The sequence below is a fragment of the Pantoea sp. F_5 genome (assembly GCF_008631595.1).
GTDB lineage: Bacteria > Pseudomonadota > Gammaproteobacteria > Enterobacterales > Enterobacteriaceae > Pantoea > Pantoea gossypiicola.
In genome coordinates this window covers 43,560-67,749 of record NZ_VWUO01000005.1, presented here as the reverse complement: position 1 = coordinate 67,749, position 24,190 = coordinate 43,560, and the positions used below count along the sequence as shown (strand labels likewise).

Genomic DNA, 24,190 nt, shown 5'->3' with positions numbered 1-24,190 from the left:
TCCGGCCAGCGGCGCGAGTAGGGTAACGATCTGTTGGATAAAGGCTACCACGCAGCGAATCATGCTGGTAAATGCCAGAATGTTCTAAGGTAATACGCATTTCAGTGACTTAAAGGCCACAGGTAATAATTTTCGCGACGTAATCGTTTGCATGCAGGGTCGCACAGTCGTCGCTGTTGCGTCTGTGATAGACTTCGGGGCTTTTCTGACGTAACCGGGCTGAACGCAATGAAACACACTGTTGAAGTGATGATCCCTGAACAGGCAATCGCCACGCGCATCGCTGAACTGGGCAAAGAGATTAACGAGCACTACCGCGACAGCGGCAGCGATATGGTGCTGGTGGGGCTGCTGCGCGGCTCATTCATGTTCATGGCTGATCTCTGTCGCGCCATTGATGTGCCGCATGAAGTCGACTTTATGACGGCGTCCAGTTACGGCAGCGGCATGTCCAGCACGCGTGATGTGAAAATCCTGAAAGATCTGGATGAAGACATTCGTGGCAAGGATGTGCTGATCGTCGAAGATATCATCGACTCCGGTAACACCCTGAGCAAAGTGCGTGAGATTCTGCAACTGCGTCAGCCAAAATCACTGGCGATCTGTACCCTGCTGGATAAGCCAGAGCGCCGTGAAGTTGAAGTCAATGTCGAGTATGTCGGCTTTGCAATTCCGGATGAGTTCGTGGTGGGCTTTGGTATCGACTATGCTCAGCACTATCGCCATCTGCCTTACATCGGCAAAGTGGTGCCGCTGGAATCCTGATACTGATCTGACCGCACATTCTTCCAAGGCCTGCACTGGTTGCCTGGTGTAGGCTATGTCGCGTTTTACGCCGCGATCGGCTCAGGCCTCGCCGTTCATCTGCAGATTAGCAATGCCGTGACGGTAGCGCTGTTCAAGGATCTCCCGGCTGTTTGCCGTGACATCCAGGTTACGCAGGCAGCCATCCTGAATGCCGTAAACCCAGCCGTGCAGGGAGACATCCTTGCCACGTTTCCAGGCAGATTGCAGAACGGTCGAGTGCCCCAGGTTATAGACCTGTTCAATAACGTTGATTTCGCACAGTTTGTCCAGGCGCTTATCCGGCGGGAGTTCCCCCAGCAACACGCTATGCTTGTACCAGAGGTCGCGGATGTGCAGCAGCCAGTTGTCGATTAATCCCAGCTCCGGGTTATCCATCGCCGCCTGCACGCCGCCGCAGCCGTAGTGGCCGCATACGATAACGTGTTCCACTTCCAGCACTTCGATAGCGTACTGCACTACGGACAGACAGTTCAGATCGGTGTGGATCACCAGATTGGCGACGTTGCGGTGAACAAAGAGCTCGCCCGGTTCCAGTCCTGTCAGGCGCTCGGCAGGGACACGGCTGTCAGAACAGCCAATCCACAGGAAGCGCGGTTTTTGTGCCTGGGCGAGCCGCTCAAAAAAGCTGGGATCTTCTTCAACCAGCAGTTTTGACCATTCGCGGTTGTTTCTGATCAGGGTATTGATGTCTGTCATGGCGTTGAGCGACCGGTTACTGCGCAAAGTGCGCGCGCGTACTATATGCCAGGGCCTGATAAATTTAAACGGCATTGCAATGCCATCAAAACAGGGTATGGATGCAGAATGACTTATGCACTGGAACTTTCCCGGCTGACCAAGACCTATCCCGGCGGCGTGCAGGCGCTGAAGGGCATCGATCTTAACGTTGAAGCGGGTGACTTTTATGCACTGCTGGGGCCAAACGGTGCCGGTAAATCGACCACCATCGGGATTATCAGTTCGCTGGTCAATAAATCCGAAGGTAGCGTGCGGGTGTTTGGCTACGATTTAGAAAAAGATGTGGTGAATGCCAAGCGCCAGCTCGGCCTGGTGCCGCAGGAGTTTAACTTCAACCCGTTTGAGACGGTGATGCAGATCGTCGTCAACCAGGCGGGTTACTACGGCGTCGAACGTCGTGAAGCCAATGAGCGGGCGGAAAAGTATCTGAAGCAGCTCGACCTGTGGGGAAAACGCACCGAACGTGCCCGGATGCTCTCCGGCGGGATGAAGCGCCGCCTGATGATCGCCCGCGCACTGATGCACGAACCAAAACTGCTGATTCTGGATGAGCCGACGGCTGGCGTGGATATCGAACTGCGGCGCTCAATGTGGGTGTTCCTGAAAGATCTCAATGCCAAAGGCACGACTATCATTCTCACCACCCACTATCTGGAAGAAGCCGAGATGCTGTGCCGCAACATCGGCATTATCCAGAGCGGTGAGCTGGTGGAGAACACCTCGATGAAAGCGCTACTGTCCAAGCTCAAATCAGAAACCTTTATCCTGGATCTGGCACCGCGCAGTCCGCTGCCAAAGCTGGAGGGGTTCCAGTACCGGCTGACCGATACCTCAACGCTGGAAGTGGAAGTGCTGCGTGAGCAGGGCCTCAACAGCGTCTTCAGCCAGTTGAGCGCGCAGGGTGTGCAGGTGCTGAGTATGCGCAATAAAGCCAACCGTCTGGAAGAGCTGTTCGTTGGCCTGACGACGCAGGGAAAAACAGGAGCAAAAGCATGACACATTTGTACTGGGTGGCACTGAAAAGCATCTGGGCCAAAGAAGTTAACCGTTTCGCCCGTATCTGGATCCAGACGCTGGTGCCGCCGGTCATCACCATGACGCTCTATTTCATCATCTTTGGCAACCTGATCGGGTCGCGCATTGGTGAGATGCACGGCTTCAGCTATATGCAGTTTATCGTGCCGGGATTGATCATGATGGCGGTCATCACCAACGCCTACGCCAATGTGGCATCGTCCTTCTTCAGTGCCAAATTCCAGCGCAACATTGAAGAGCTGCTCGTTGCACCCGTGCCGACCCACATTATCATTGCCGGCTATGTGGGCGGCGGTGTGGCGCGTGGCATCTGCGTCGGCATTCTGGTAACGGCTATTTCGCTGTTCTTTGTGCCGTTCCACGTTCACTCCTGGCCGATGGTGGCGATTACGCTGCTGCTGACCGCGATTCTGTTTTCACTGGCCGGTCTGCTCAACGCCGTCTTTGCGCGCACCTTTGACGATATCAGCCTGATCCCGACCTTTGTGCTGACGCCACTGACCTATCTGGGCGGCGTATTTTATTCGCTGAGTCTGCTGCCGCCGATCTGGCAGGCTATCTCTAAACTGAATCCAATTGTTTATATGATTAGCGGATTCCGTTATGGCTTCCTGGGCATTAATGATGTGCCGCTGGTGTTTACGCTCTCGGTACTGGTGGCCTTTATTCTGGTGTTCTACTGGCTGGTCTATGCGCTGATTCAGCGCGGACGCGGACTGCGCACCTGACAATAGGTTGAATGGTAAGGGCCACGCTGCGATAAGGGCGTGGCTTTAGTGGTTTAATTGCAGAAGCAGAAATAAAAAGGGCCGCCCATTTTAAGGGCGGCCCTTTTTTGTCAGGCGATCAATTAATCAGGCGATTTGTACCGGCAACGCTTTCGCCAGACGCTTCATCTGGTTGTCACCTTCAAAATAGGCGACCTTAGGCTGCCACTGACGCGCGACGGCATCCTCTACCTGCACATATGAGCAGATAATTAAAATATCGCCTTCGCAGGCGCAGCGGGCAGCCGCACCGTTGACCGAAATAATTTTCGAGCCACGCTCAGCCGCGATAGCGTAGGTGGAAAAGCGCTGACCGTTAGTGACGTTGTAAATATCGATCGCTTCATATTGCAGAATGCCGGAAGCATCCAGGAAATCCTGATCGATAGCGCAGGAGCCTTCATAGTTGAGGTCCGCCTGCGTCACTTTTACGCGGTGCAATTTGCCTTGCAGAACTGTGCGAATCATAGCCAGAAACCTTATCAGAGAAATAAAATAACCTGCAGCGGGCGTAGTTACAGCGTCAGGTCAACAGTTTGATTATCAATCAGTCGGGCTTTACCCAGCCAGGCGGCCATCAGCACCACCGCACGCTGGCTGTCCACTGTCAGCGGCTGCAGCGTGTCCGCATCACAGATTGCCAGGCCATCAGGACGCAATCCCTGTGCCAGCAGAGACTCGCTGGCGGCCTCGATGATCTCTTCAATGTGACGCTCGCCGTTCTCAAGTCGCTGAGCCATCTGATGCATCACCTGGCTCAGCACCGGGGCCAGCTGACGCTCATCGTCTGTCAGGTAGCCGTTGCGTGAACTCAGCGCCAGGCCATCTTTGGCCCGCACGGTTGGCACGCCAACAATCTCAATGTCGAAGCCCATATCAGCCACCATTTTACGAATGATAGCCAGCTGCTGAAAATCCTTTTCACCGAAACAGGCAATATCGGGCTGCACCAGATTAAACAGTTTGCTGACGATGGTCGCCACGCCGCGAAAATGGCCTGGACGCGTTGCCCCTTCCAGCAGGGAAGAGAGCACCGGCACTTCAACAAAGGTCTGATTCTGCGTGCCCTGCGGATAGACTTCAGCCGGTGACGGGGCAAAGACCACGTCAACCTGGTGACGGTTCAGCTTTTCACAATCTTCCTGCAGGGTGCGCGGGTAGCGGGCTAAATCATCGGCACGATCAAACTGCATCGGATTGACGAATATCGAGACAATGACGATGTCGCCGCGCGACCGGGCTTCATCCACCAGCGTCAGATGGCCTTCATGCAGGTTGCCCATGGTCGGCACCAGCGCAATGCGTTTACCCTGCTGACGCCAGCGGCGGACTTCCTGGCGCAGCATCAGCAGCGTTTCAATAATCAACACGGTGACTCTCCTGAATTACTGGAAACTGTGCTCTGCCGCCGGATAGGTTCCGGCCTCGACTTCGGCGATATAGTGGCGAATCGCCGCGCGAACGTCGCCGGTCTCCGCCAGGAAATTTTTGGCAAATTTGGGAATGTGACCACCGGTCACGCCCAGCGCGTCATGCATCACCAGAATCTGACCATCGGTGACGTTACCGGCACCGATGCCGATCACCGGGATGGTGAGCGCCTCGGTGATCCGCTGTGCCAGCGACACCGGCACGCACTCCAGCACCATCAGCTGTGCGCCTGCCGCTTCCAGCGCCAGCGCATCGGCCAGCAGCTGATCGGCACCGGCCTCATTACGCCCCTGCACTTTATAGCCGCCAAAGATATTTACCGATTGCGGGGTCAGGCCAAGATGACCGCACACCGGCACGGCGCGTTCGGTCAGCCTCTGTACGGTCTCAGCCAGCCAGCTGCCGCCTTCCAGTTTCACCATATTGGCACCGGCACGCATCAGCTGTGCGGCACTCTCAAAGGTCTGATCTGGCGTGGCATAACTCATAAAGGGCAGGTCGGCGAGTAGCAGGGCCTGTGGCGCACCACGGCGCACGGCGGTGGTGTGATAGGCGATGTCGCTGACCGTGACCGGCAGGGTGGAGTCGTGCCCCTGCACCGTCATCCCTAAGGAATCACCAACCAGCAGCACCTGAATGCCTTCATCAGCAAACAGGCGGGCAAAACTGAAATCGTAGGCGGTCAGCGTCGCGAATTTTTTACCGCTGGCTTTCGCCTGACGCAGATGTGAAATCGTGGTGGGTTTCATGGCGCTCTCAACTCAGGAATTCTGATGGGCGCAGTTTACTGGATAGCGTGAAAGAGCGGAATCAGAGATGTGCGTTTGTCTGATCAGCCATGCCACAGCGTGATGCTGCGACTGTCGAGGGTGGCCAGAACGGCGCTGAGTGCGCGGCCATCGGGCAGACGGGCATCGGGCGCAATCGCCAGCAGCGGCACCAGCATAAAGGCGCGATTCAGCAGGTCATAGTGCGGCACAATCAGCCGCTCAGTGTTGATTACGGCGTCGCCAAACAGCATCAGATCGATATCCAGCGTGCGCGGCCCCCAGCGTTCCGCCTTACGCACCCGACCATGATCCCGCTCAATCTGCTGGGTATGGTCAAGCAGGGCTTCAGCGCTGAGACTGGTCTCCAGCGCCACGGCGGCATTGAGAAAATCGGGCTGGTCGGGCGGGCCATAAGGCGGTGTACGGTAGAACGGCGAGGTCGCGATGCGTTGCGTCTGCGGCAATGCATCCAGTGCCGTCAGCGCTGCATCAACCTGATGCAGCGGATCGGCCAGATTACTGCCTAATGCGAGGTAAACCTGTGTCATGACACGTTTTGATTGTCACGACGTGGTGCGGAAGAGCGGCGGCGCGGACGACGCGATTTATTGCGCGGCACCGGATCGTCACCCAGGTTATTCAGCATGTTTTTCTGATGCGGCGGCGCAGCCACCTGGAATTCCCCCCACCACTGGCTCAGACGCAGCAGCTCCGGGTTGTTCTCCACTTCCGCCCGCAGCGCCAGCAGATCGTATGCGGCGCGGAATTTCGGATGCTCCATCAGTTTCCAGGCGCGTTTACCGTGACGGCGTGACATGCGTAATTGCAGCAGCCAGATATCTCGGATCAGCGAGGTAATACGTTTTGGAATCGCCAGCGCACGGCAGGCTTCGTCCAGCGTATCGTTCATCGCCATCGCAAAGGCTTCGAAGTAGGTCAGGCCACTCTCCTGCGCAATGCGTTCGGCCGCTTCAAGCTGCGGATACCAGAACATTGCCGCAAACAGGAACGCCGGATTCACGCGCATGTCGTTATGAATGCGGTTGTCGGTGTTTTTCAGCACCTGTGCCAGCATCCGCTCCATGTGGCTGTCACTGTTTTCCGTGAAGTTGCGCGCCAGCGTCGGGAACAGCGGCTGGAACAGCTGATATTCACACAGCTTCAGATAAGTGCTGTAGCCATAACCCGCCTGCAACAGCTTCAGGGACTCTTCAAACAGGCGCGCGGGCGGGATATCACGCAGCAGCGAGGCCAGACGTGGAATCGGCTCGGCGGTTTCCGGCGCAATGCTCATATTAAGTTTGGCGGCAAAGCGCGCGACTCGCAGCATGCGCACCGGATCTTCGCGGTAGCGGGTTTCCGGATCGCCAATCAGGCGAATGATGCCCTGTTCGAGATCGCTGATGCCGCCAACGTAGTCGCGCACGCTGAAATCAGCCACGCTGTAGTAGAGGCTGTTGATGGTGAGATCGCGGCGCTGGGCATCATCTTCGATAGAGCCGAAGATATTGTCGCGCAGCAGCATGCCGCTCTGGGCGCGCTGCGAACTGTTGCGATCTTCCGCAATCTCTTCAACCTGATGATGTCCACGGAAGGTGGCAACTTCGATCACTTCCGGGCCAAACATCACGTGTGCCAGTCGGAAACGGCGACCGACCAGGCGACAGTTGCGGAACAGCTTGCGCATCTGCTCAGGCGTGGCGTTAGTGGTCACGTCGAAATCTTTGGGTTTTTGCCCCAGTAGCAAATCGCGCACGCCACCGCCTACCAGATAGGCTTCATAACCGGCTTTGTTCAGGCGATAGAGCACTTTGAGGGCATTTTCGCTGATGTCTTTACGTGAGATGGTATGGCTTTCACGAGGGATGATGGTCATCAGACGCTCTGGTTCAACCTCTGCTGGGGCTTCCTCTTCATCACGCTTCAGGACTTTCCGGCAAAAATTAGCTACTCGGGTAAAAATGGGACACCTCGACAGTGGCAATAAGGGTGTAGGTAAAATCAGCGGCTAATCATAGCCTGTTGAGAACCGTTTGAGAATGCTGTTGTCTATGCATCCGGTTTCAGGGCGTTCTGTTGCGGCATCAAAGCGATATTCCACTGTGACACCGCATCAGACAGCAGTTTGTCCTGCGTTAAGTCCTGCCAGCCGCGTGAAACAGGCTGTCCGAGGAAGCGCAATGCCGCTACCAGCAGGGGTCTGGCATCGCCATCGGGCAGTGAAGGCGCGTGATTCTGCTTCGATAACTTATTGCCATCGTGATTAAGCGCCAGCGGCAGATGCAGCCAGGCCGGCACCGGCCAGCCAAACTGCTGATAAAGTGCAATCTGCCGTACCGTCGGTTCAATCAAATCTGCGCCGCGCACCACTTCGGTAATGCCCTGAAAATGATCGTCGACGACCACCGCCAGGTTGTAGGCAAACAGACCATCGCGACGGTGAATAATAAAATCTTCCTGTGCCAGACGCCTGTCCGCCTCTACGCGCCCGCGTAATCGGTCATCAAACGCAAAGACCGGCGCATGCTGGCGTAAACGCAGCGCGGCATTCTCTGGTCCACGTTGCCGTTCACGGCAGTAACCATCATAGAAACCGCCAATCTCCTGAATGCGACGTCGGGGACAGGTGCAGAAATAGCTCTGACGATGCTGCTGCAGCCAGGCCAGCGCCTCACGGTAGGCCTCATGACGTTGCGACTGCCACAGCACCTCGCCATCCCATGTCAAACCGTAGTGTTCCAGCTGATGCAGGATGCGGCTGGCGGCACCTGGCACTTCCCGCGGCGGATCGATATCTTCAATTCTCACCCGCCAGATGCCGTTTTGCGCGCGCGCGCTCAGGTAACTGCCCAGGGCAGCAATCAGCGAGCCAAAATGAAGTTCACCAGAGGGAGAAGGGGCGAAGCGACCAATGCAGGAGGATGACATAGGATTCAGAAGTGACCACGCAGTGGACAAAACAGTCGTTGTTCCACTGCGCGGTAACAGGCTGGACGCGGCATCAGCCGGCCATTTGTTTCTCACGAATTTCTGCTAACGTCTTACAGTCGATACAGAGATCGGCAGTAGGACGTGCTTCGAGACGGCGGATACCAATCTCAACGCCACAGGAATCGCAATAACCGAAGTCGTCGTCTTCGACTTTCTTCAGTGTCTTCTCGATCTTTTTAATCAGTTTACGTTCGCGATCGCGGTTACGCAGCTCCAGGCTGAACTCCTCTTCCTGCGCGGCACGGTCAACCGGGTCCGGGAAGTTAGCGGCTTCATCCTGCATATGCGATACGGTACGATCGACTTCGTCCCGCAATTGATTACGCCAGGCTTCCAGAATCTTGCGAAAATGGGTCAGCTGCGCGTCGTTCATATACTCTTCGCCAGGCTTAACCTGATAAGGCTCAACGCCAGCGATAGCGAGAATACTCAGGGACGATGTTTTACGGTTTTGACCTTCTTGCATGTTGCTTCTCCTGGATAACACGCACTATACCCTCTGACTGACGTCCCGCAGGGGCGTTGCTGCCGGCCTGCATCTGACGTCTGCGGGGTACATCGATCCCCCATTGGGGAAAAAAACAGGCCGCTATAAATAACAGAAGCAGTCAGGGTTGGCAATTCTTGATGAACACACCTTGACAAGCCTGTGAGGAACAGCGTAATCAGCCCTTAGTTCAGAACATTCTTACCACATAAAATTGCAAAAGATATTACAAGGTTACGTTGATCGGCGATTTAAGAAACATTCCCTCCGCCGATAAGTCTGCCTGATACGCTAAAACCTCTACACCTTCCCGTTGCGCCTGAGCCAGTTGTTCTGCATACGCCGCATCAATGTGACGTGCCGGAGAAACGTCCTCAATCCCCGAGTGCAAAACGGCAAACAACAAAACGGCCCGATGACCCTCTGCCGCCACTGTCGCCAGCTCGCGCAGATGTTTTCGTCCTCGAACCGTCACCGCATCCGGAAAATAGCCTTTACCTTCATGTAAAAGGGTTACGGATTTCACCTCAATATAGCAGTTGCGTCGTGCCTCTGCTTTGAGCAGGAAATCAATTCTGCTTTTTTCACTGCCATATTTCACTTCCGCCTGTCGATGCGAATAACCGGCCAGCGATGGCAGCCGATCCTGGTCCAGCGCTTCAGCCACCAGCTGATTCGCACGCAGGGTATTTACGCAGATCCAGTGGCCCTGCTGCGTTTCGGTCAGCTCCCAGCTGTGGGGATATTTGCGCGTCAGGCTGTCGGATGTGGAATACCAGACGGTATCGCCCGGTGTGGCGCAGCCGGTCATGGCCCCGGTGTTGGCGCAGTGGATCGTCAGCACTTCGCCCTCTGGCGTCTCGACATCGGCCAGGAAACGTTTGTAACGGACGATCAGGCGGGCGGATTTAAGGGGCGGAGAGAAGTGCATGCGGATCCTGAGACGTTAATGGCCAGCTGGCCAGCGCGCGATAGCGGGTACGCCCTCTGGCATAGTCAGAGGCAAACAGTGAAAAGGTGGAGACGCGAAAACGCCAGTGAAAACCGCGTGGTGGCAATGCAACCGGCTGGATGGCCTGGCGTAACAGCGTGATGTGCGGATGAAACGGCTGTGGGCTTTGATAACAGCCATGTCGGGCGGCCTGCGCCCGCAGCAGGCTGGCGAGCTGAAGCAGGCCGCGAGGCGCGCGCTGGCAGCCGAGCCAGACCACGCCGGGACGCGGCCAGTGCCCGGCATCATCCAGGTCGAGATCGAAACCGGGCTGGACGATGCGGGAGGCCAGCGTCTGCAGGCGTTGTGAGGTTTCCGGTGCAACCTCACCCAGAAACGCCAGCGTCAGGTGCAGATTCGCTGCGACCACGGGCGTGCCGGCCTCTGCAGGAAAGGTGTCGGCCCGCCAGCGCACCAGCTGTTGCTGCATGTCGTCAGGCAGGCTGATGGCAAAAAATAAGCGTTGTGTCGCCATGGCGCTCTCCGGCAAATATCACGGATGGATGCTACAATGCGCGCCATCTTAGCACAGGCAGAAGCGGAGTTTGCTGTGAGCGATTTACCGGTCAGCGCGGTGCTGCCAGACATCCTGGCGGCACTGCGTGACGCCTCTCAAATCCTGCTGGCCGCCCCTACCGGCGCGGGCAAATCGACCTGGCTGCCGCTGCAGTTGTTGCAGCAGGCGGCGCTGCCGGGACGCATCATTATGCTGGAGCCACGCCGGCTGGCAGCGCGTAATGTGGCGCAGCGGCTGGCGGAACAGCTCGGCGAACAGCCGGGTGCCACGGTGGGATTTCGGATGCGTGGCGAAAGCTGCGTCGGGCCAGAAACCCGGCTGGAAGTCGTTACCGAAGGGATGCTCACGCGCATGCTTCAGCACGATCCGATGCTGGAGGGCGTGTCGCTGGTCATCCTCGATGAGTTTCACGAGCGCAGCCTGCAGGCCGATCTGGCGCTGGCGCTGCTGCTCGATGTGCAGCAGGGGCTGCGCGACGATCTTAAAATCATGCTGATGTCGGCCACGCTGGATAATGCCCGGCTGGCGGCGCTGCTGCCGGATGCGCCACTGATTATTTCAGAAGGGCGCAGCTATCCGGTTGAGCGGCGTTACGCGTCGCTGAATCAGAACGTACGCTTTGAAGAGGCGGTCGCGCGTGAAGTCGCTCAGCTGCTGCGCGATGAAGAGGGTTCACTGTTACTGTTTCTGCCGGGCGTGGCGGAAATTGAACGGGTGAAGCGCGAGCTGGAATCACGCATCAGTGACGATGTGGATCTGACGCCGCTCTACGGTGCACTACCGCTGGCGGCGCAGCGCCGGGCGATTCTGCCCGCCGCTGCTGGACGTCGCAAAGTGGTGCTCGCCACCAATATTGCCGAGACCAGCCTGACCATTGAGGGGATTCGTCTGGTCGTCGACAGTGCGCTGGAACGCAGCGCCCTGTTTGATGCCCGCAGCGGCGTAACGCGTCTGCAGACCCAGCGCATCAGCCAGGCCTCAATGATCCAGCGCGCAGGTCGCGCCGGGCGACTGATGCCAGGGATCTGCCTGCATCTGCTGCCGCAGGAGCAGGCGTCACGTGCAGCAGCGCAGAGCGAACCGGAAATCGTGAACAGCGATCTCTCGTCGCTGTGGCTGGATCTGCTGCAGTGGGGCTGTACCGGGCCGCAACAGCTGCAGTGGTTGGATCAGCCGCCCGCCAGAAATCTGATTGCAGCGCAACAGCAACTGACCCGTCTGGGTGCTCTGGACAGCAACGGCCTGCTCAACACACTGGGACGGCGTATGGCACAGCTGGGTTGCGATCCGCGGCTTGCTGCTATGCTCTGTGCCGCAGGCGATGAGCCGGATGCGGTCGCCAGCGCCGCGCTGCTGGTGGCAATTCTGGAAGATCCTCCGCGCAGCGGCAGTGCCGATCTGCGTGATGCGCTGCATCGGCCACAGGCTCAATGGCAGAGGCGGGCGCAGCAGTGGCAGCAGCGGCTTAAAATCCGTGGCGGACGGGTCGATGAAGATCGCTTCGCTGGCCTGCTGGCGGTAGGGTTTGGCGATCGGCTGGCGCGGCGTCGCGACCAGAGCGGTCGCTATCAGCTGGCCAACGGGCTGGGGGCCAGACTCGATGAGCAGGATGGCCTGACGCGCAACGAATGGCTGATTGCACCCGCTCTGTTGCAGGGCAGTGCGACGCCGGATGCCCGGATGTTGCTGGCACTGCCGGTCGATATTGAAACGCTGTGCCAGCAGCAGCCCGCACTGATTGAGCGCCGGACCGAAGTGGAGTGGGACGAAGAGAAGGGCACGCTGCGTGCGTTCAGACGTGAGCAGATTGGCGCGCTGATCCTGAAGACCCAGCCGATGGCGCGCCCGGAGCCGGATGTGCTTCACGCGGCTATGCTGCGCTGGATCGCCGAAAAAGGGCTGTCGGTATTGGGCTGGACGCCGGATGCCGAACAGTTGCGCCTGCGCATTCAGTGTGCGGCGCAGTGGCTGCCGGAAGAGAACTGGCCCGCCATGGATGACGAAAGCCTGCTTGAGAGCCTGCCGCAGTGGCTGCTGCCGCAAATGTCAGCAGTACGCGATCTGCGTAGCCTGCAGTCAGTAAACCTGACCACGGCGCTCTTACATTTACTCACATGGTCACAACGTCAGCGGCTGGATAGTGTGCTGCCAACTCATTACACTGTGCCGACCGGAAGCCGGCTTCCAATCCGCTACGATGCGGATAAGCCGCCCGCGCTGGCAGTCAGGATTCAGGAGATGTTTGGCGAAGCGCAGAATCCCACCGTGGCGGAAGGACGCATCCCGCTGGTGCTTGAGCTGTTATCGCCCGCCCAGCGCCCGTTGCAGATTACCCGTGATCTGGCGGCGTTCTGGCGCGGTGCCTGGCCGGAGGTCAGGAAAGAGATGAAGGGACGCTATCCGAAACACCTCTGGCCAGAGGATCCGGCCACCGCCTTGCCAACAAGGCGAACCAAAAAAATGTCCCCGCAGGGTTGAGTCCGCTGGATCGAATTCAGAGGGTTCTGCCATGCGGCACGCGAGAAAGCAGTTAGAGTAGCGGCGCTGCCGTAAGCACTGCCTGGAGAAGAAAAGTAATGTCTGGGAACGATCGCGAACCAATAGGGCGCAAAGGTAAACCGTTGCCGCCGCGCAGCAGTGCGGGCCGGGGACGACGCAGGGATATCGAACAGGATATCGATCAGGACGATTTTAATGATGACGAGGAGGAAGCGCCGGTGCCACGTAAAGGTAAAGGTGGAAAACCGCCGCGCGGCAAACGCCGTTGGCTGGGATGGATAATTAAACTGTTCCTGGTGTTTGTGGTGGTCATGGCCGCGTGGGGCATCTACCTCGACTCGGAAATTCGCAGTCGTATTGACGGTAAGGTGTGGCAACTGCCCGCCACCGTCTATGGCCGCATGGTCAGCCTGGAACCGGGCATGGCCTACAACAAAAGTGAAATGGTGGCGCTGCTGGAAGGGACTCAGTATCGCGAAGTCTCCCGTATTACGCGCCCCGGCGAGTTTTCGGTGAAGGGCAACACCATTGATCTGCTGCGTCGCCCGTTTGATTTCCCCGACAGTAAAGAGGGGCAAATCCACGCGCGCATGAGCTTTACCAAAGATGAGCTGAGCGAGATTAAAAACCTCGAAACCGGCCGTGATTTTGGCTTTTTCCGCCTCGATCCGCGTCTGATCACCATGCTGCAGTCGCCGAATGGTGAACAGCGACTCTTCGTGCCGCGTACCGGTTTCCCGGATCTGCTGGTCGATACGCTGATCGCCACTGAAGATCGCCATTTCTATGAGCATGATGGCATCAGCCCGTACTCCATTGGTCGCGCCTTCCTGGCGAACATCACGGCCGGGAAAGCGGTGCAGGGTGGCAGTACGCTGACGCAGCAGCTGGTGAAGAACCTGTTCCTGACCAATGAGCGTTCGCTGTGGCGCAAAGCGCGTGAAGCCTATATGGCGGTGATCATGGATGCGCGCTACAGCAAAGATCGCATCCTGGAGCTCTACCTGAATGAGGTCTATCTCGGTCAGGCGGGTAGCGATCAGATTCGCGGCTTCCCGCTGGCGAGCCTCTACTACTTTGGCCGTCCGGTGGATGAGCTGAGTCTGGATCAGCAGGCGATGCTGGTCGGCATGGTGAAAGGGGCGTCGCTCTATAACCCGTGGCGCAACCCGAAACTGGCGCTGGAACGCCGCAACCTGGTGCTGCGCCTGTTGCAGCAGCAGCAAGTGATCGACCAGGAGCTGTACGACATGTTGTCGGCGCGTCCATTGGGCGTGCAGCCGAAGGGCGGTGTGATCACGCCACAGCCTGCCTTTATGCAGATGGTGCGTAACGAGCTTCAGGCGAAACTGGGCGATAAAGTGAAAGATCTCTCCGGCGTGAAGATTTTTACCACGCTGGATCCGGTCTCTCAGGATGCGGCCGAAAAAGCGGTGGTTGACGGCATCCCGACGCTGAAAAAACAGCGCGGCCTGAAGGATCTGGAAACCGCAATGGTGGTGGTTGACCGCTTCAGCGGCGAAGTCCGTGCCATGGTCGGTGGTGCCGATCCGCAGTATGCCGGTTACAACCGTGCGCTGCAGGCGCGTCGCTCTATTGGTTCCCTGGCGAAACCGGCGACCTATCTCACCGCGCTGAGCCAGCCAAACAGCTACCGCCTGAACAGCTGGATCGCCGATGAGCCGATTGCGCTGAAGCAGCCAAATGGCACCGTGTGGAAACCGATGAACGACGACCGTCGCTTCAGCGGCAAAGTGATGCTGGTGGACGCGCTGACCAACTCCATGAACGTGCCGACGGTTAACCTCGGTATGACGCTGGGGCTGGATGCGGTGGTCGATACCTGGAACAAGCTGGGTGTGCCGAAAGAGCAGCTCAATCCGGTGCCAGCGATGCTGCTGGGTGCGCTTAACCTGACGCCGGTTGAAGTGGCGCAGGCGTTCCAGTCGATTGCCAGCGGCGGTAACCGCGCTGAGCTGTCGGCGGTGCGGTCGGTGATCGCAGAAGATGGCAGCGTGCTCTATCAGAGTTATCCGCAGGCGCAGCGTGTTGAACCGGCTCAGGCCGCCTATCTGACGCTCTATACCCTGCAGCAGGTCGCCGATCACGGCACCGCCCGTGCGCTGGGCGCGCGTTTCCCGAATGCGCATCTGGCCGGGAAAACCGGTACCACCAACGATCTGGTCGATAGCTGGTTTGCCGGTATTGATGGCAAAGAAGTGGCGATCACCTGGGTGGGACGCGATAACAACCAGCCGACCAAACTCTATGGTGCCAGCGGTGCGATGCAGCTCTACCGTCGCTACCTCGACAATCAGGCACCGATGCCGTTGCAGCTGACGCCGCCAGAAGATGTGTCACTGATGAATGTGGATTCTGCCGGTAACTTTGTCTGCGGTACGGGCAGCAGCACCTGGCGATCTCTGCCGGTGTGGGCGCTGGATCCGAATGCGCTGTGTCAGCAACAGCAGCAGCAGGTTCAGCAGCAGCAACAGCTGTTTGACCAGCAACAACAGCAACAACAGCAACAACAGCAACCGGCCCAGCAACCGCAGGAGCAGAAAGACAGCGACGGCGTAGCCGGTTGGATAAAAGATATGTTTGGCAAATAAATCAGTCAGACAGGTTAAAAAGGGCGCTTCGGCGTCCTTTTTTTGTTTTTGATTAATACGGGTAAACGGCCCTGCAAACGGCGTCACTGCTGGGATTTCTGCTTGCAGTCGTCGCTGAAGTTCGCATATTATCCAATCCGTTATAATAATCATTATCGTTTCGATTCGCTCGCCTGAGCCTATTTTAAGAGACACCTTTTTATGAATGCGCGAACGACTTTTGCAGACAACACCAAAAAAACATTTTCCCGGCCGCTTCTGGGCGTCATGATCTCACTGAGCCTGAGTACCTCGCTTTACGCTGCTCAGACGGAGACCATGGTGGTCTCAGCGGATGGCGGCAGCGGCGTCGAGGCGGAAAGCGCCTGGGGACCGGCACCGACGGTGGCGGCGAAACGCAGCGCCACCGGCACCAAAACCGATACCCCGATTGAAAAAAATCCGCAGTCTGTCTCCGTGGTTACCCGCGAAGAGATGGAAATGCGCAACGTGACCAGCGTGAAAGGGGCGTTTAACTATACGCCTGGCGTGCTGACCGGCAACCGTGGCAGCTCAGACGTGATTGATGCGCTTTCGATTCGCGGCTTCAGCGAAACCAATACCAACCAGTATCTGGATGGCCTGAAACTGCAGGGAGATAACTACTCCGAGTTTGCCATCGATCCCTACTTTCTGGAGCGCGCCGAACTGCTGCGCGGTCCGGTGTCGGTGCTCTACGGTAAAAGCAATCCGGGCGGTGTTGTCTCACTGGTGAGCAAGCGTCCCACCCAGGAAACCCTGCGCGAAGTACAGTTCCAGATGGGTAACGACAATCTCTTCTCGACCGGCTTTGACTTTGGTGGCGCGCTGGATGATAACGGCGTCTACAGCTATCGCCTGACCGGTCAGGCGCGCAGTCAGGATGCGCAGCAGTCGATGAATAAAGAGAAGCGCTACACCATCGCGCCGTCATTCAGCTGGCGTCCCGACGATCGCACCCGCATTGATCTGCTGACCTATTTCCAGAACGAGCCAGAAACCGGCTATTACGGCTGGCTGCCGCGTCAGGGCACCGTGGTGCCGATCACCCGTGCCGATGGCAGCCAGTACAAACTGCCGACCGACTTCGACGAGGGCGAGCAGAGCAATAAGATATCGCGCACCACCAAAATGGTGGGCTATAACGCCGAGCATACCCTCAATGACACCTGGACGCTGCGCCAGAACCTGCGTTACGCCGACCTGCGCACCGATTACCGCAGTATTTATGGCAATGGTTTCAATACCGCAACCCAGGAGATTACCCGTGGTTCTGCGGCCTCCAGCGAAAAGCTGAATCAGTTTGCCGTAGATACTCAGGCACAGGCAAAGTTTGCCACCGGCCAGGTCGATCATACGCTGCTGCTGGGTGTGGACTTCCAGCGTACGCGTAATGATATCGACGCACAGTTTGGCTCGGCATCCAGCCTGAATGCGGTTAACCCGCAATATGGCGATGATAGCGTGACGCCGTTTGCCGATCCTTATCAGCATCTGAATAAGCAGCGTCAGACCGGCCTCTATGCACAGGATCAGATGGAATGGAACCGCTGGGTGCTGACGCTGGGTGGCCGCTACGACTACGCCATGACCTCGGTTTATGATCGGGTGGCGAATAGCGTTGATCGCCAGAACGATCAGGCCTTTACCTGGCGTGGGGGGCTGAACTATGTGTTTGATAACGGAATCGCGCCTTACTTCAGCTACAGCGAAGCCTTTATTCCGAATGCGGGTTCAACCTATGAGGGGCAGGCATTTGATCCGTCACGCGCTAAGCAGTATGAAGCGGGCGTGAAATATGTACCGAAAGATCGTCCGGTGGTGCTCACCGCCGCGCTTTACCAGCTTACCAAAACCAAAAACCTGACTGCCGATCCGGATACGGTTAATCATCCGTTTGCCAGCGTACAGAGCGGTGAAATCCGGTCGCGCGGCGTAGAGCTGGAAGCTAAAGCGGCGCTGAACGCTAACGTCAATCTGACGGCCTCCTACACCTACACCGATGCGGAATATACTGAAGACACCCAGCTCAAAGGCAAAACGCCGGTGCAGGTGCCGAAGCATATGGCTTCACTCTGGAGCGACTACACCTTCCACGAAACCGCCTTGTCAGGTGTGACAGTGGGCGCAGGTGTGCGTTACGTTGGGGAAAGCCAGGGGCTTTACAGCACCGGCACTGAGCAGAACCAGAACTTTAAGGTAGCCGGTTACACCACGGTGGATGCGGCGCTGAAATACGATCTGGGTCGCTTCGGCCTGCCTGGCTCGACGGTAGGCGTCAACGTCAACAATCTGTTCAATCGCGAGTATGTCGCCAGCTGCTACCGTGAATACGCCTGCTACTGGGGTGCGGAACGCCAGATTGTCGGCACCGCGACCTTCAGATTCTGATTTAACCGGGCGCTTCGGCGCCCGTTCACAGGGATAACCATGCCGCATCCGCACGCAGAAGAGGCAACCTTCAGGCTGGAGAATGCCAGTTTCGAAGTGCCCGGCCGCACTCTCCTCCAGCCCCTGTCGCTGACTTTTCCACCGGGTAAAATGACCGCGCTGATTGGTCATAATGGCTCGGGCAAATCGACGCTGTTGAAAATGCTGGGCCGTCATCATGCGGCCAGTAGTGGAGAGGTTTTGCTGAATCAGCAGCCGGTCGGGCGCTGGCACAGTAAAGCCTTTGCCCGCGAGGTGGCCTATCTGCCTCAGCAGTTACCGGCCGCCGAAGGGATGACGGTGCGTGAACTGGTGGCGATTGGCCGCTATCCCTGGCACGGGGCGCTGGGGCGCTTTGGTCAGGAGGATCGCGATAGGGTAGAGGATGCGATTGCGCAGGTCGGGCTAAAGCCCTTTGCCGGCCGGCTGGTGGACAGTCTGTCAGGCGGTGAGCGTCAGCGCGCCTGGCTGGCAATGATGGTGGCGCAGAACAGTCGCTGTCTGCTGCTGGATGAACCGACCTCGGCGCTGGATATTGCCCATCAGGTTGAGGTACTGGCGCTGATCAAAGATCTGAGCCAGCAGCGCGGCCTGACCGTCATTGCGGTGCTGCACGATATCAATATGGCGGCACGCTACTGCGATCATCTGGTGGCGCTGCGTCAGGGCGCGATGATTGCCGAAGGTGACGCGGAGGCGATTATGCAGCCAGAGGTGCTCGGTGCAATTTATGGCATTCCGATGGGCATTTTACCGCACCCGCAGGGCGGCTCGCCGGTTAGTTTTGTCTGTTAAGGAAAGGATGATGCCCGATCTTTATCGCCGCCGCCTGTTGCTGGCACTGGCGGCCTCGCCGCTGTTTTGTGCGCTTCCTCTGCGTGCTGCCACGCCGAATCCGGGCCGGATTATCGCACTGGAGTGGTTACCCACCGAACTGCTGATAGCGCTGGGCGTTACGCCCTGGGGCGTGGCCGATCTGCACAACTACAACATCTGGGTCGGGGAGCCGAAGCTGCCTGCGGACGTGATTGACGTAGGCCTGCGCACCGAACCCAATCTTGAGCTGATGGCGCAAATGCAGCCGTCGCTGATCCTCTGCTCCAACGGCTACGGCCCGCCTAAAGAGAAACTGACGCGCATCGCACCCATCATGGGCTTCGACCTTCACAGCGGCGACGGAAAACCCTTCACCGCCGCGCGCGCATCACTGCGTCAGCTGGCGGCGCGCCTGGGATTAAATGAGCGCGCGGAGCAGCATCTGCGCGAGGTCGATGATCGGCTGGCAGCGGCGCGTGAGCGGCTGGCACCCTATGCCGGACGCACGCTTCTGCTGATGTCGCTGCTCGACAGTCGTCACGCCATTACCTTCGGTAAAAACAGCCTGTTCCTGGAAGTGATGACGCTGCTGGGCCTGAAAAATGGCTGGCAGGGCGAAACCAACTTCTGGGGCAGCGCAGTGATCGGCATCGAACAGCTGGCGCAGGCCGGGGAGGTGGATGTTATCTGTTTCGATCATGACAATGACGTGGAGATGCAGCAGCTGATGCGCAGTCCGCTGTGGCAGGCCATGCCGTTTGTTCGCACCGGACGCTTTCAGCGCGTCCCGGCGGTCTGGTATTACGGTGCAACGCTCTCGGCGCTGCACTTTGTTCGCGTGCTGGAACGCGCGCTGGAGACGCACTGATGCGCCATGCACTGTTTCCCGCAGTCTTCCTCAGCCTGCTGTTTCTGCTCTCACTCAGCCTGACGCTGGTTAATCTGCACCAGGCACTGCCACAGGCTGAATGGTGGCAGGCATTCTGGTCACCAGCCGTCGATAGTCTGCCGCAGATGGTGTTTCACTACAGCCTGCTGCCGCGCACGGCGCTGGCGCTGCTGGTGGGTGCCGGGCTGGGGTTAGCCGGTCTGCTGTTTCAGCAGATCCTGCGCAACCCACTGGCGGAGCCAACCACGCTTGGCGTCTCTTCCGGCGCGCAGCTGGGCATTACCGTGGCGACGCTGTGGCATCTGCCAGGCGGGGCGTTGACACAGCAGTTTGCTGCGCTTAGCGGTGCGTTGCTGGTGGGCGCGCTGGTGTTTGGTGTGGCCTGGGGCAAACGTCTGTCGCCGGTGACGCTGATTCTGGCCGGACTGGTACTGAGCCTGTATAGCGGCGCGGTGAATCAAATCTTCGCAATCTTCAATCACGATCAGCTGCAAAACATGTTTCTGTGGAGCACCGGCGCGCTGAATCAGATGAGCTGGGAAAACGTGCAGCAACTCTGGCCGCGCCTGCTGCTGGCGTTTGTGCTGGCGCTGGCGCTGATGCGTCCGCTGACGCTGATGGGGCTGGATGATGGTGTCGCAAAAAATCTGGGTCTGACACTCTCTGTGGCACGTATTGGCGGTCTTGGACTGGCGATTCTGCTCAGCGCACAGCTGGTCAATGTCGCCGGTATCATCGGTTTTATCGGGCTGTTTGCGCCGCTGCTGGCGAAGATGCTGGGTGGACGACGACTCCTCACCCGGATGCTGCTGGCACCGCTGGCTGGCGCGCTGCTGCTGTGGCTTGCAGATAGCTGTGTGTTATGGCTCAGCGCACACTGGCGCGATATTCCGACCGGCACGGCCACGGCCCTGCTTGGCGTACCGATTCTGCTGTGGCTGCTGCCGCGACTGCGCACTGGTTCAGTGCCGCCCGCGCTGAATCAGGGTGACTATGTGCCCGCCGAGCGACAGAACCTGCTGCGCTGGGCGCTGATCGGTCTCGCTGTTCTTGCCCTGCTGGCGTGGGGTGGTCTGGCGTTTGGACGTGATGCGCAGGGCTGGAGCGGGGCAGCGGGCGAGATGCTGCAATCACTGCTGCCGTGGCGCGCGCCGCGCGTGCTGGCGGCACTGGTAACCGGTCTGATGCTGGGCGTGGCGGGGAGTCTGATTCAGCGGCTGACCGGCAATCCCATGGCCAGCCCGGAAGTGCTGGGCATCAGTTCCGGAGCTGCCTGCGGTGTAGTGGTCATGATGTTCTTTGTGCCAGGCGATGCGATGGTCTGGCTGCTGCCCGCCGGTGCGTTGGGTGCCGCGCTGACGCTGCTGGTGATTATGGCGGTAGCCAGCCGTGGCGGCTTCTCGCCGGAGCGGATGCTGCTGGCGGGTATGGCGCTTAACAGCGCCTTTGTCACCCTGCTGATGTTGCTGCTGGCCAGCGGCGATCCGCGTATGGGCGGGCTGCTGAGCTGGATCTCCGGCTCGACCTATAACATCAGCGGCAGTCAGGCGATTCAGAGCGCAATTTGCGCGCTGGTGCTGGTGTCGCTTGCTCCATTGGCGAGCCGCTGGCTGACGCTGCTGCCGCTAGGAAGTGCGACCGCGCGCTCGGCGGGCATGGCGCTGACGCCCGCGCGGCTGAGTCTGCTGCTGCTGGCCGCCGCGCTGACCGCCAGCGCGACGCTGACTATCGGTCCGCTGAGTTTTGTCGGACTGATGGCACCGCATATGGCGCGGATGTTGGGGTTCCGGCGGGCCTTGCCGCAACTGCTGCTGTCGGGATTGCTGGGCGGGGGATTGATGATACTGGCTGACTGGTGCGGGCGAATGCTGGCATTTCCGGATCAAATCCCTGCCGGATTGATGGCGACGTTTTTAGGTGCGCCTTACTTTATCTGGCTGCTGCGGCGTTCAGGTTAAAAAAAGACCAGCGCAAACCGGTCTGAGATTATTAACAAAGTCTGGCCCGATTGGCTGTGAGACTGAGCCTGCGAAGGGAACACGGTCAGATCGGAAAGACGCAAAAGCCGTCATCCCTGACACGCTCGGCCCGCGCCGTCCATGGCGCGGGACGCTTTCCTCCTCTGCCCGTGTTCCCTGCGCGTTGAGTTTTATGTTGCTGTGAGATCCTGGACCGGGTGCTGCTGCCGGTCTTCGTCTTTAACGCTGCCGCAATTACAGCTTCGCGAAACAACGACGCGCGGCGTCGACCGTGCGCTGAATATCCTCTTCGCTGTGTGCCAGCGACATAAAGCCTGCTTCATAAGCTGATGGCGCAAAGTAAACGCCCTCCTCCAGCATCAGATGGAAGAAGGTTTTAAAGCGCGCTACATCGCAGCGTGTCACATCGGCATAACAGGTCACGCTGTCAGCGTCGGTGAAGAACAGGCCAAACATCCCGCCCACATGGTTGATCACCAGCGGGATATTTTGCTGTTGTGCTGCCTCCCGCAGACCCTCAGCCAGCTGGCGGGTCAGGGCATCCAGCTTTTCGTGCGTGCCAGGCTGCGCGATCTGCGTCAGGCAGGCAAAACCGGCGGCCATCGCGATTGGGTTACCGGAGAGCGTGCCCGCCTGATAAACCGGACCGGTCGGGGCCAGCGCAGCCATCACGTCGCGACGGCCACCGAATGCACCAACCGGCATCCCGCCACCGATAATCTTTCCGAGGCAGGTCAGGTCAGGACGCACATTGTAGTGAGCCTGCGCGCCACCCAGCGCCACGCGGAAACCGGTCATCACTTCATCAATAATCAGCAGTGCGCCGAACTCATCGCAGATCGCGCGCAGGCCTGGCAGGAATTCCGGCTGCGGCGGAATGCAGTTCATGTTGCCGGCAACCGGCTCAACGATGATGGCTGCGATGGCGTCAGGATATTGCTCAAAGGCGCTGCGCACTGAGTCGAGGTCATTAAAGGTGCAGGTCAGGGTGTGTTTAGCGAAATCAGCCGGTACGCCCGGCGAGTTTGGCTGACCCAGCGTTAAGGCACCGGAACCGGCTTTCACCAGCAGATGATCGGCGTGACCGTGATAGCAGCCTTCAAACTTGATAATTTTATCGCGGCCGGTAAAGCCACGTGCCAGACGAATCGCGCTCATGGTCGCTTCGGTGCCGGAGTTGACCATCCGCACCATCTCCATAGAAGGCACCAGCTCACACACCAGCTGTGCCATGGTCACTTCCATTTCGGTCGGTGCGCCAAAGCTCAGGCCGCGCTGGGCCGCTTCGATCACGGCATTGCGGATCGCCGCGTTGTTATGGCCCAGCACCATCGGACCCCATGAGCCCACGTAGTCGATATAGGCTTTGCCATCGGCGTCATAGAGATACGCGCCATCAGCATGTTCAATAAACAATGGAACGCCGCCCACACCGGTAAATGCGCGTACTGGCGAGTTTACCCCGCCCGGGATCAGGCGTTGTGCCTCGGCAAACAGTTGTTCGGACTTACTCATTTTCGGCTCCAGCGGTTCACAAAAAATATTGCACTATTCTACGGAAGAGGGGCAGCAGACGAAAGGCGGATTCACCCGCAGCGCCCTTAACAGAGGTAAAAGCGGCACAGAGTGCGAAGGGGAGAGCTTGATTGCGCTGAGGTGCTGGCTGATAATAGCGTAATTAAGGTCGTTTTCTGACCTGGGCGTTTACCGGAGTAAAACATGAGTGATGAAGTAGTAGCACTGCCGTTGCAGTTTACCGACGCCGCAGCCACCAAGGTGAAGAACCTGATTGCCGACGAAGAGAACCCGGCGCTGAAACTTCGCGTCTATATCACCGGTGGCGGTTGCAGTGGTTTCCAGTACGGCTTCACCTTTGATGACCAGCTGAATGATGGCGACATGACGATCGAAAAGCAGGGCGTCTCGCTGGTGGTTGACCCGATGAGCCTGCAATATCTGGTGGGCGGTTCAGTGGATTATACCGAAGGTCTGGAAGGCTCACGCTTTATCGTGACCAATCCGAATGCCAAAACCACCTGTGGCTGTGGCTCTTCCTTCAGTATCTGATGACGAAGGCCGTCATCACGACGGCCTCGTTTACCACTCTATTGTGACCAGCCGGTTACTCTGTTTCACACTTCCCTGCGACTGAATCTGACTATGGGTCACGCGTGGCTGCGCGCTTGCCTGTCTGCCGCAGTTCACCTGCGGCGCGGGCTGACCGTTAGCCGTGTTGATTTCACAGCGTGAATAGATGACAAGCCTGGCGCCTATAGAGCCATTAATCGATCCCGCAAATGCAGATCCGGCGATCGATAGCCCTATGGCCAGCAGCAGTGCTCTGGTCATAGATGGTTCCTGGTGTTTTAAAAAAGCGCCGTGGCGCTAAAAGGACGGCAAGCATACGTGGCCG

At 58.3% G+C, this 24,190-nt stretch carries 22 protein-coding genes; 10 read left to right on the top strand and 12 right to left on the bottom strand.

All coding sequences use genetic code 11. The annotated features are described in order from the left end of the window. Positions 1–228 precede the first annotated feature (228 nt). Positions 229–765 carry a hypoxanthine phosphoribosyltransferase gene (gene hpt, locus F3I44_RS08595; protein WP_105099563.1) on the top strand — a complete coding sequence of 179 codons (537 nt, stop codon included), beginning with the start codon at positions 229–231 and terminating at the stop codon, positions 763–765. A gap of 81 nt (positions 766–846) precedes the next feature. On the opposite strand, the gene can is transcribed toward hpt, so the two are convergent. Beyond that, entirely contained in the window at positions 847–1,503 is a 657-nt protein-coding gene (can, locus tag F3I44_RS08590) for a carbonate dehydratase (RefSeq protein ID WP_033784496.1), read from the bottom strand. A gap of 108 nt (positions 1,504–1,611) precedes the next feature. On the opposite strand from can, the gene F3I44_RS08585 reads away from it, so the two are divergent. Continuing rightward, positions 1,612–2,541, top strand: a complete 930-nt coding sequence (locus F3I44_RS08585; protein ID WP_150010751.1) for an ABC transporter ATP-binding protein — start codon at positions 1,612–1,614, stop codon at positions 2,539–2,541. Further along, positions 2,538–3,308: an ABC transporter permease gene (locus tag F3I44_RS08580; RefSeq protein ID WP_150010749.1), complete on the top strand. Its 771-nt coding sequence runs from the start codon at positions 2,538–2,540 to the stop codon at positions 3,306–3,308. The genes F3I44_RS08585 and F3I44_RS08580 overlap by 4 nt, the downstream gene beginning before the upstream one ends. A 126-nt stretch (positions 3,309–3,434) precedes the next feature. On the opposite strand, the gene panD is transcribed toward F3I44_RS08580, so the two are convergent. From panD to thpR, 9 genes are all read right to left on the bottom strand, one after another. After that, on the bottom strand, positions 3,435–3,815 hold the full coding sequence (gene panD, locus F3I44_RS08575) for an aspartate 1-decarboxylase (RefSeq protein WP_013356815.1): 381 nt from the start codon (positions 3,813–3,815) through the stop codon (positions 3,435–3,437). Between the two features lie 47 nt (positions 3,816–3,862). After that, complete coding sequence (panC, locus tag F3I44_RS08570) at positions 3,863–4,717, bottom strand: pantoate--beta-alanine ligase (RefSeq protein ID WP_150010747.1); 855 nt, start codon at positions 4,715–4,717, stop codon at positions 3,863–3,865. A gap of 15 nt (positions 4,718–4,732) precedes the next feature. Continuing rightward, positions 4,733–5,527 (bottom strand): 3-methyl-2-oxobutanoate hydroxymethyltransferase, encoded by a 795-nt coding sequence (panB, locus tag F3I44_RS08565; protein WP_150010745.1) that lies wholly within the window; start codon positions 5,525–5,527, stop codon positions 4,733–4,735. Between the two features lie 83 nt (positions 5,528–5,610). Then, on the bottom strand, positions 5,611–6,096 hold the full coding sequence (gene folK / locus F3I44_RS08560; RefSeq protein ID WP_150010743.1) for a 2-amino-4-hydroxy-6-hydroxymethyldihydropteridine diphosphokinase: 486 nt from the start codon (positions 6,094–6,096) through the stop codon (positions 5,611–5,613). Further along, entirely contained in the window at positions 6,093–7,511 is a 1,419-nt protein-coding gene (gene pcnB, locus F3I44_RS08555) for a polynucleotide adenylyltransferase PcnB (RefSeq protein WP_218832235.1), read from the bottom strand. The genes folK and pcnB overlap by 4 nt, the downstream gene beginning before the upstream one ends. A gap of 86 nt (positions 7,512–7,597) precedes the next feature. Further along, positions 7,598–8,476 carry a tRNA glutamyl-Q(34) synthetase GluQRS gene (gluQRS, locus tag F3I44_RS08550; RefSeq protein ID WP_150010741.1) on the bottom strand — a complete coding sequence of 293 codons (879 nt, stop codon included), beginning with the start codon at positions 8,474–8,476 and terminating at the stop codon, positions 7,598–7,600. A gap of 73 nt (positions 8,477–8,549) precedes the next feature. Beyond that, on the bottom strand, positions 8,550–9,005 hold the full coding sequence (gene dksA / locus F3I44_RS08545; protein WP_008925615.1) for an RNA polymerase-binding protein DksA: 456 nt from the start codon (positions 9,003–9,005) through the stop codon (positions 8,550–8,552). A 247-nt stretch (positions 9,006–9,252) separates the two neighbouring features. Beyond that, entirely contained in the window at positions 9,253–9,957 is a 705-nt protein-coding gene (gene sfsA / locus F3I44_RS08540; RefSeq protein WP_150010737.1) for a DNA/RNA nuclease SfsA, read from the bottom strand. After that, positions 9,935–10,492, bottom strand: coding sequence for an RNA 2',3'-cyclic phosphodiesterase (gene thpR, locus F3I44_RS08535; protein WP_150010735.1), 558 nt, complete (start codon positions 10,490–10,492; stop codon positions 9,935–9,937). The genes sfsA and thpR overlap by 23 nt, the downstream gene beginning before the upstream one ends. A gap of 36 nt (positions 10,493–10,528) precedes the next feature. Between thpR and hrpB the strand changes: the two genes are divergently transcribed. From hrpB to fhuB, 6 genes are all read left to right on the top strand, one after another. Continuing rightward, the gene (hrpB, locus tag F3I44_RS08530; protein WP_150010733.1) at positions 10,529–13,012 is read left to right on the top strand and encodes an ATP-dependent helicase HrpB; all 2,484 of its coding nucleotides are present in this window, start codon (positions 10,529–10,531) and stop codon (positions 13,010–13,012) included. A 98-nt stretch (positions 13,013–13,110) separates the two neighbouring features. Continuing rightward, the gene (gene mrcB / locus F3I44_RS08525) at positions 13,111–15,645 is read left to right on the top strand and encodes a bifunctional glycosyl transferase/transpeptidase (RefSeq protein WP_150010731.1); all 2,535 of its coding nucleotides are present in this window, start codon (positions 13,111–13,113) and stop codon (positions 15,643–15,645) included. Between the two features lie 201 nt (positions 15,646–15,846). After that, the gene (gene fhuA, locus F3I44_RS08520; protein WP_150010729.1) at positions 15,847–18,054 is read left to right on the top strand and encodes a ferrichrome porin FhuA; all 2,208 of its coding nucleotides are present in this window, start codon (positions 15,847–15,849) and stop codon (positions 18,052–18,054) included. Between the two features lie 39 nt (positions 18,055–18,093). Beyond that, positions 18,094–18,888 (top strand): Fe3+-hydroxamate ABC transporter ATP-binding protein FhuC, encoded by a 795-nt coding sequence (gene fhuC, locus F3I44_RS08515; protein WP_150010727.1) that lies wholly within the window; start codon positions 18,094–18,096, stop codon positions 18,886–18,888. Positions 18,889–18,898: 10 nt separating this feature from the next. Beyond that, the gene (gene fhuD / locus F3I44_RS08510; protein WP_150011003.1) at positions 18,899–19,777 is read left to right on the top strand and encodes a Fe(3+)-hydroxamate ABC transporter substrate-binding protein FhuD; all 879 of its coding nucleotides are present in this window, start codon (positions 18,899–18,901) and stop codon (positions 19,775–19,777) included. Continuing rightward, entirely contained in the window at positions 19,777–21,756 is a 1,980-nt protein-coding gene (fhuB, locus tag F3I44_RS08505) for a Fe(3+)-hydroxamate ABC transporter permease FhuB (RefSeq protein ID WP_150010725.1), read from the top strand. The genes fhuD and fhuB overlap by 1 nt, the downstream gene beginning before the upstream one ends. Positions 21,757–22,011: 255 nt before the next feature. Here the strand turns inward: fhuB and hemL are convergent, their stop codons facing one another. Beyond that, entirely contained in the window at positions 22,012–23,292 is a 1,281-nt protein-coding gene (hemL, locus tag F3I44_RS08495) for a glutamate-1-semialdehyde 2,1-aminomutase (protein ID WP_150010721.1), read from the bottom strand. 204 nt (positions 23,293–23,496) lie between these two features. On the opposite strand from hemL, the gene erpA reads away from it, so the two are divergent. Next, positions 23,497–23,844 carry an iron-sulfur cluster insertion protein ErpA gene (gene erpA, locus F3I44_RS08490; protein ID WP_008925625.1) on the top strand — a complete coding sequence of 116 codons (348 nt, stop codon included), beginning with the start codon at positions 23,497–23,499 and terminating at the stop codon, positions 23,842–23,844. 30 nt (positions 23,845–23,874) lie between these two features. Here erpA and F3I44_RS08485 read toward each other — a convergent pair whose 3' ends face one another. Continuing rightward, entirely contained in the window at positions 23,875–24,126 is a 252-nt protein-coding gene (locus tag F3I44_RS08485) for a hypothetical protein (RefSeq protein WP_150010719.1), read from the bottom strand. Positions 24,127–24,190 lie beyond the last annotated feature (64 nt).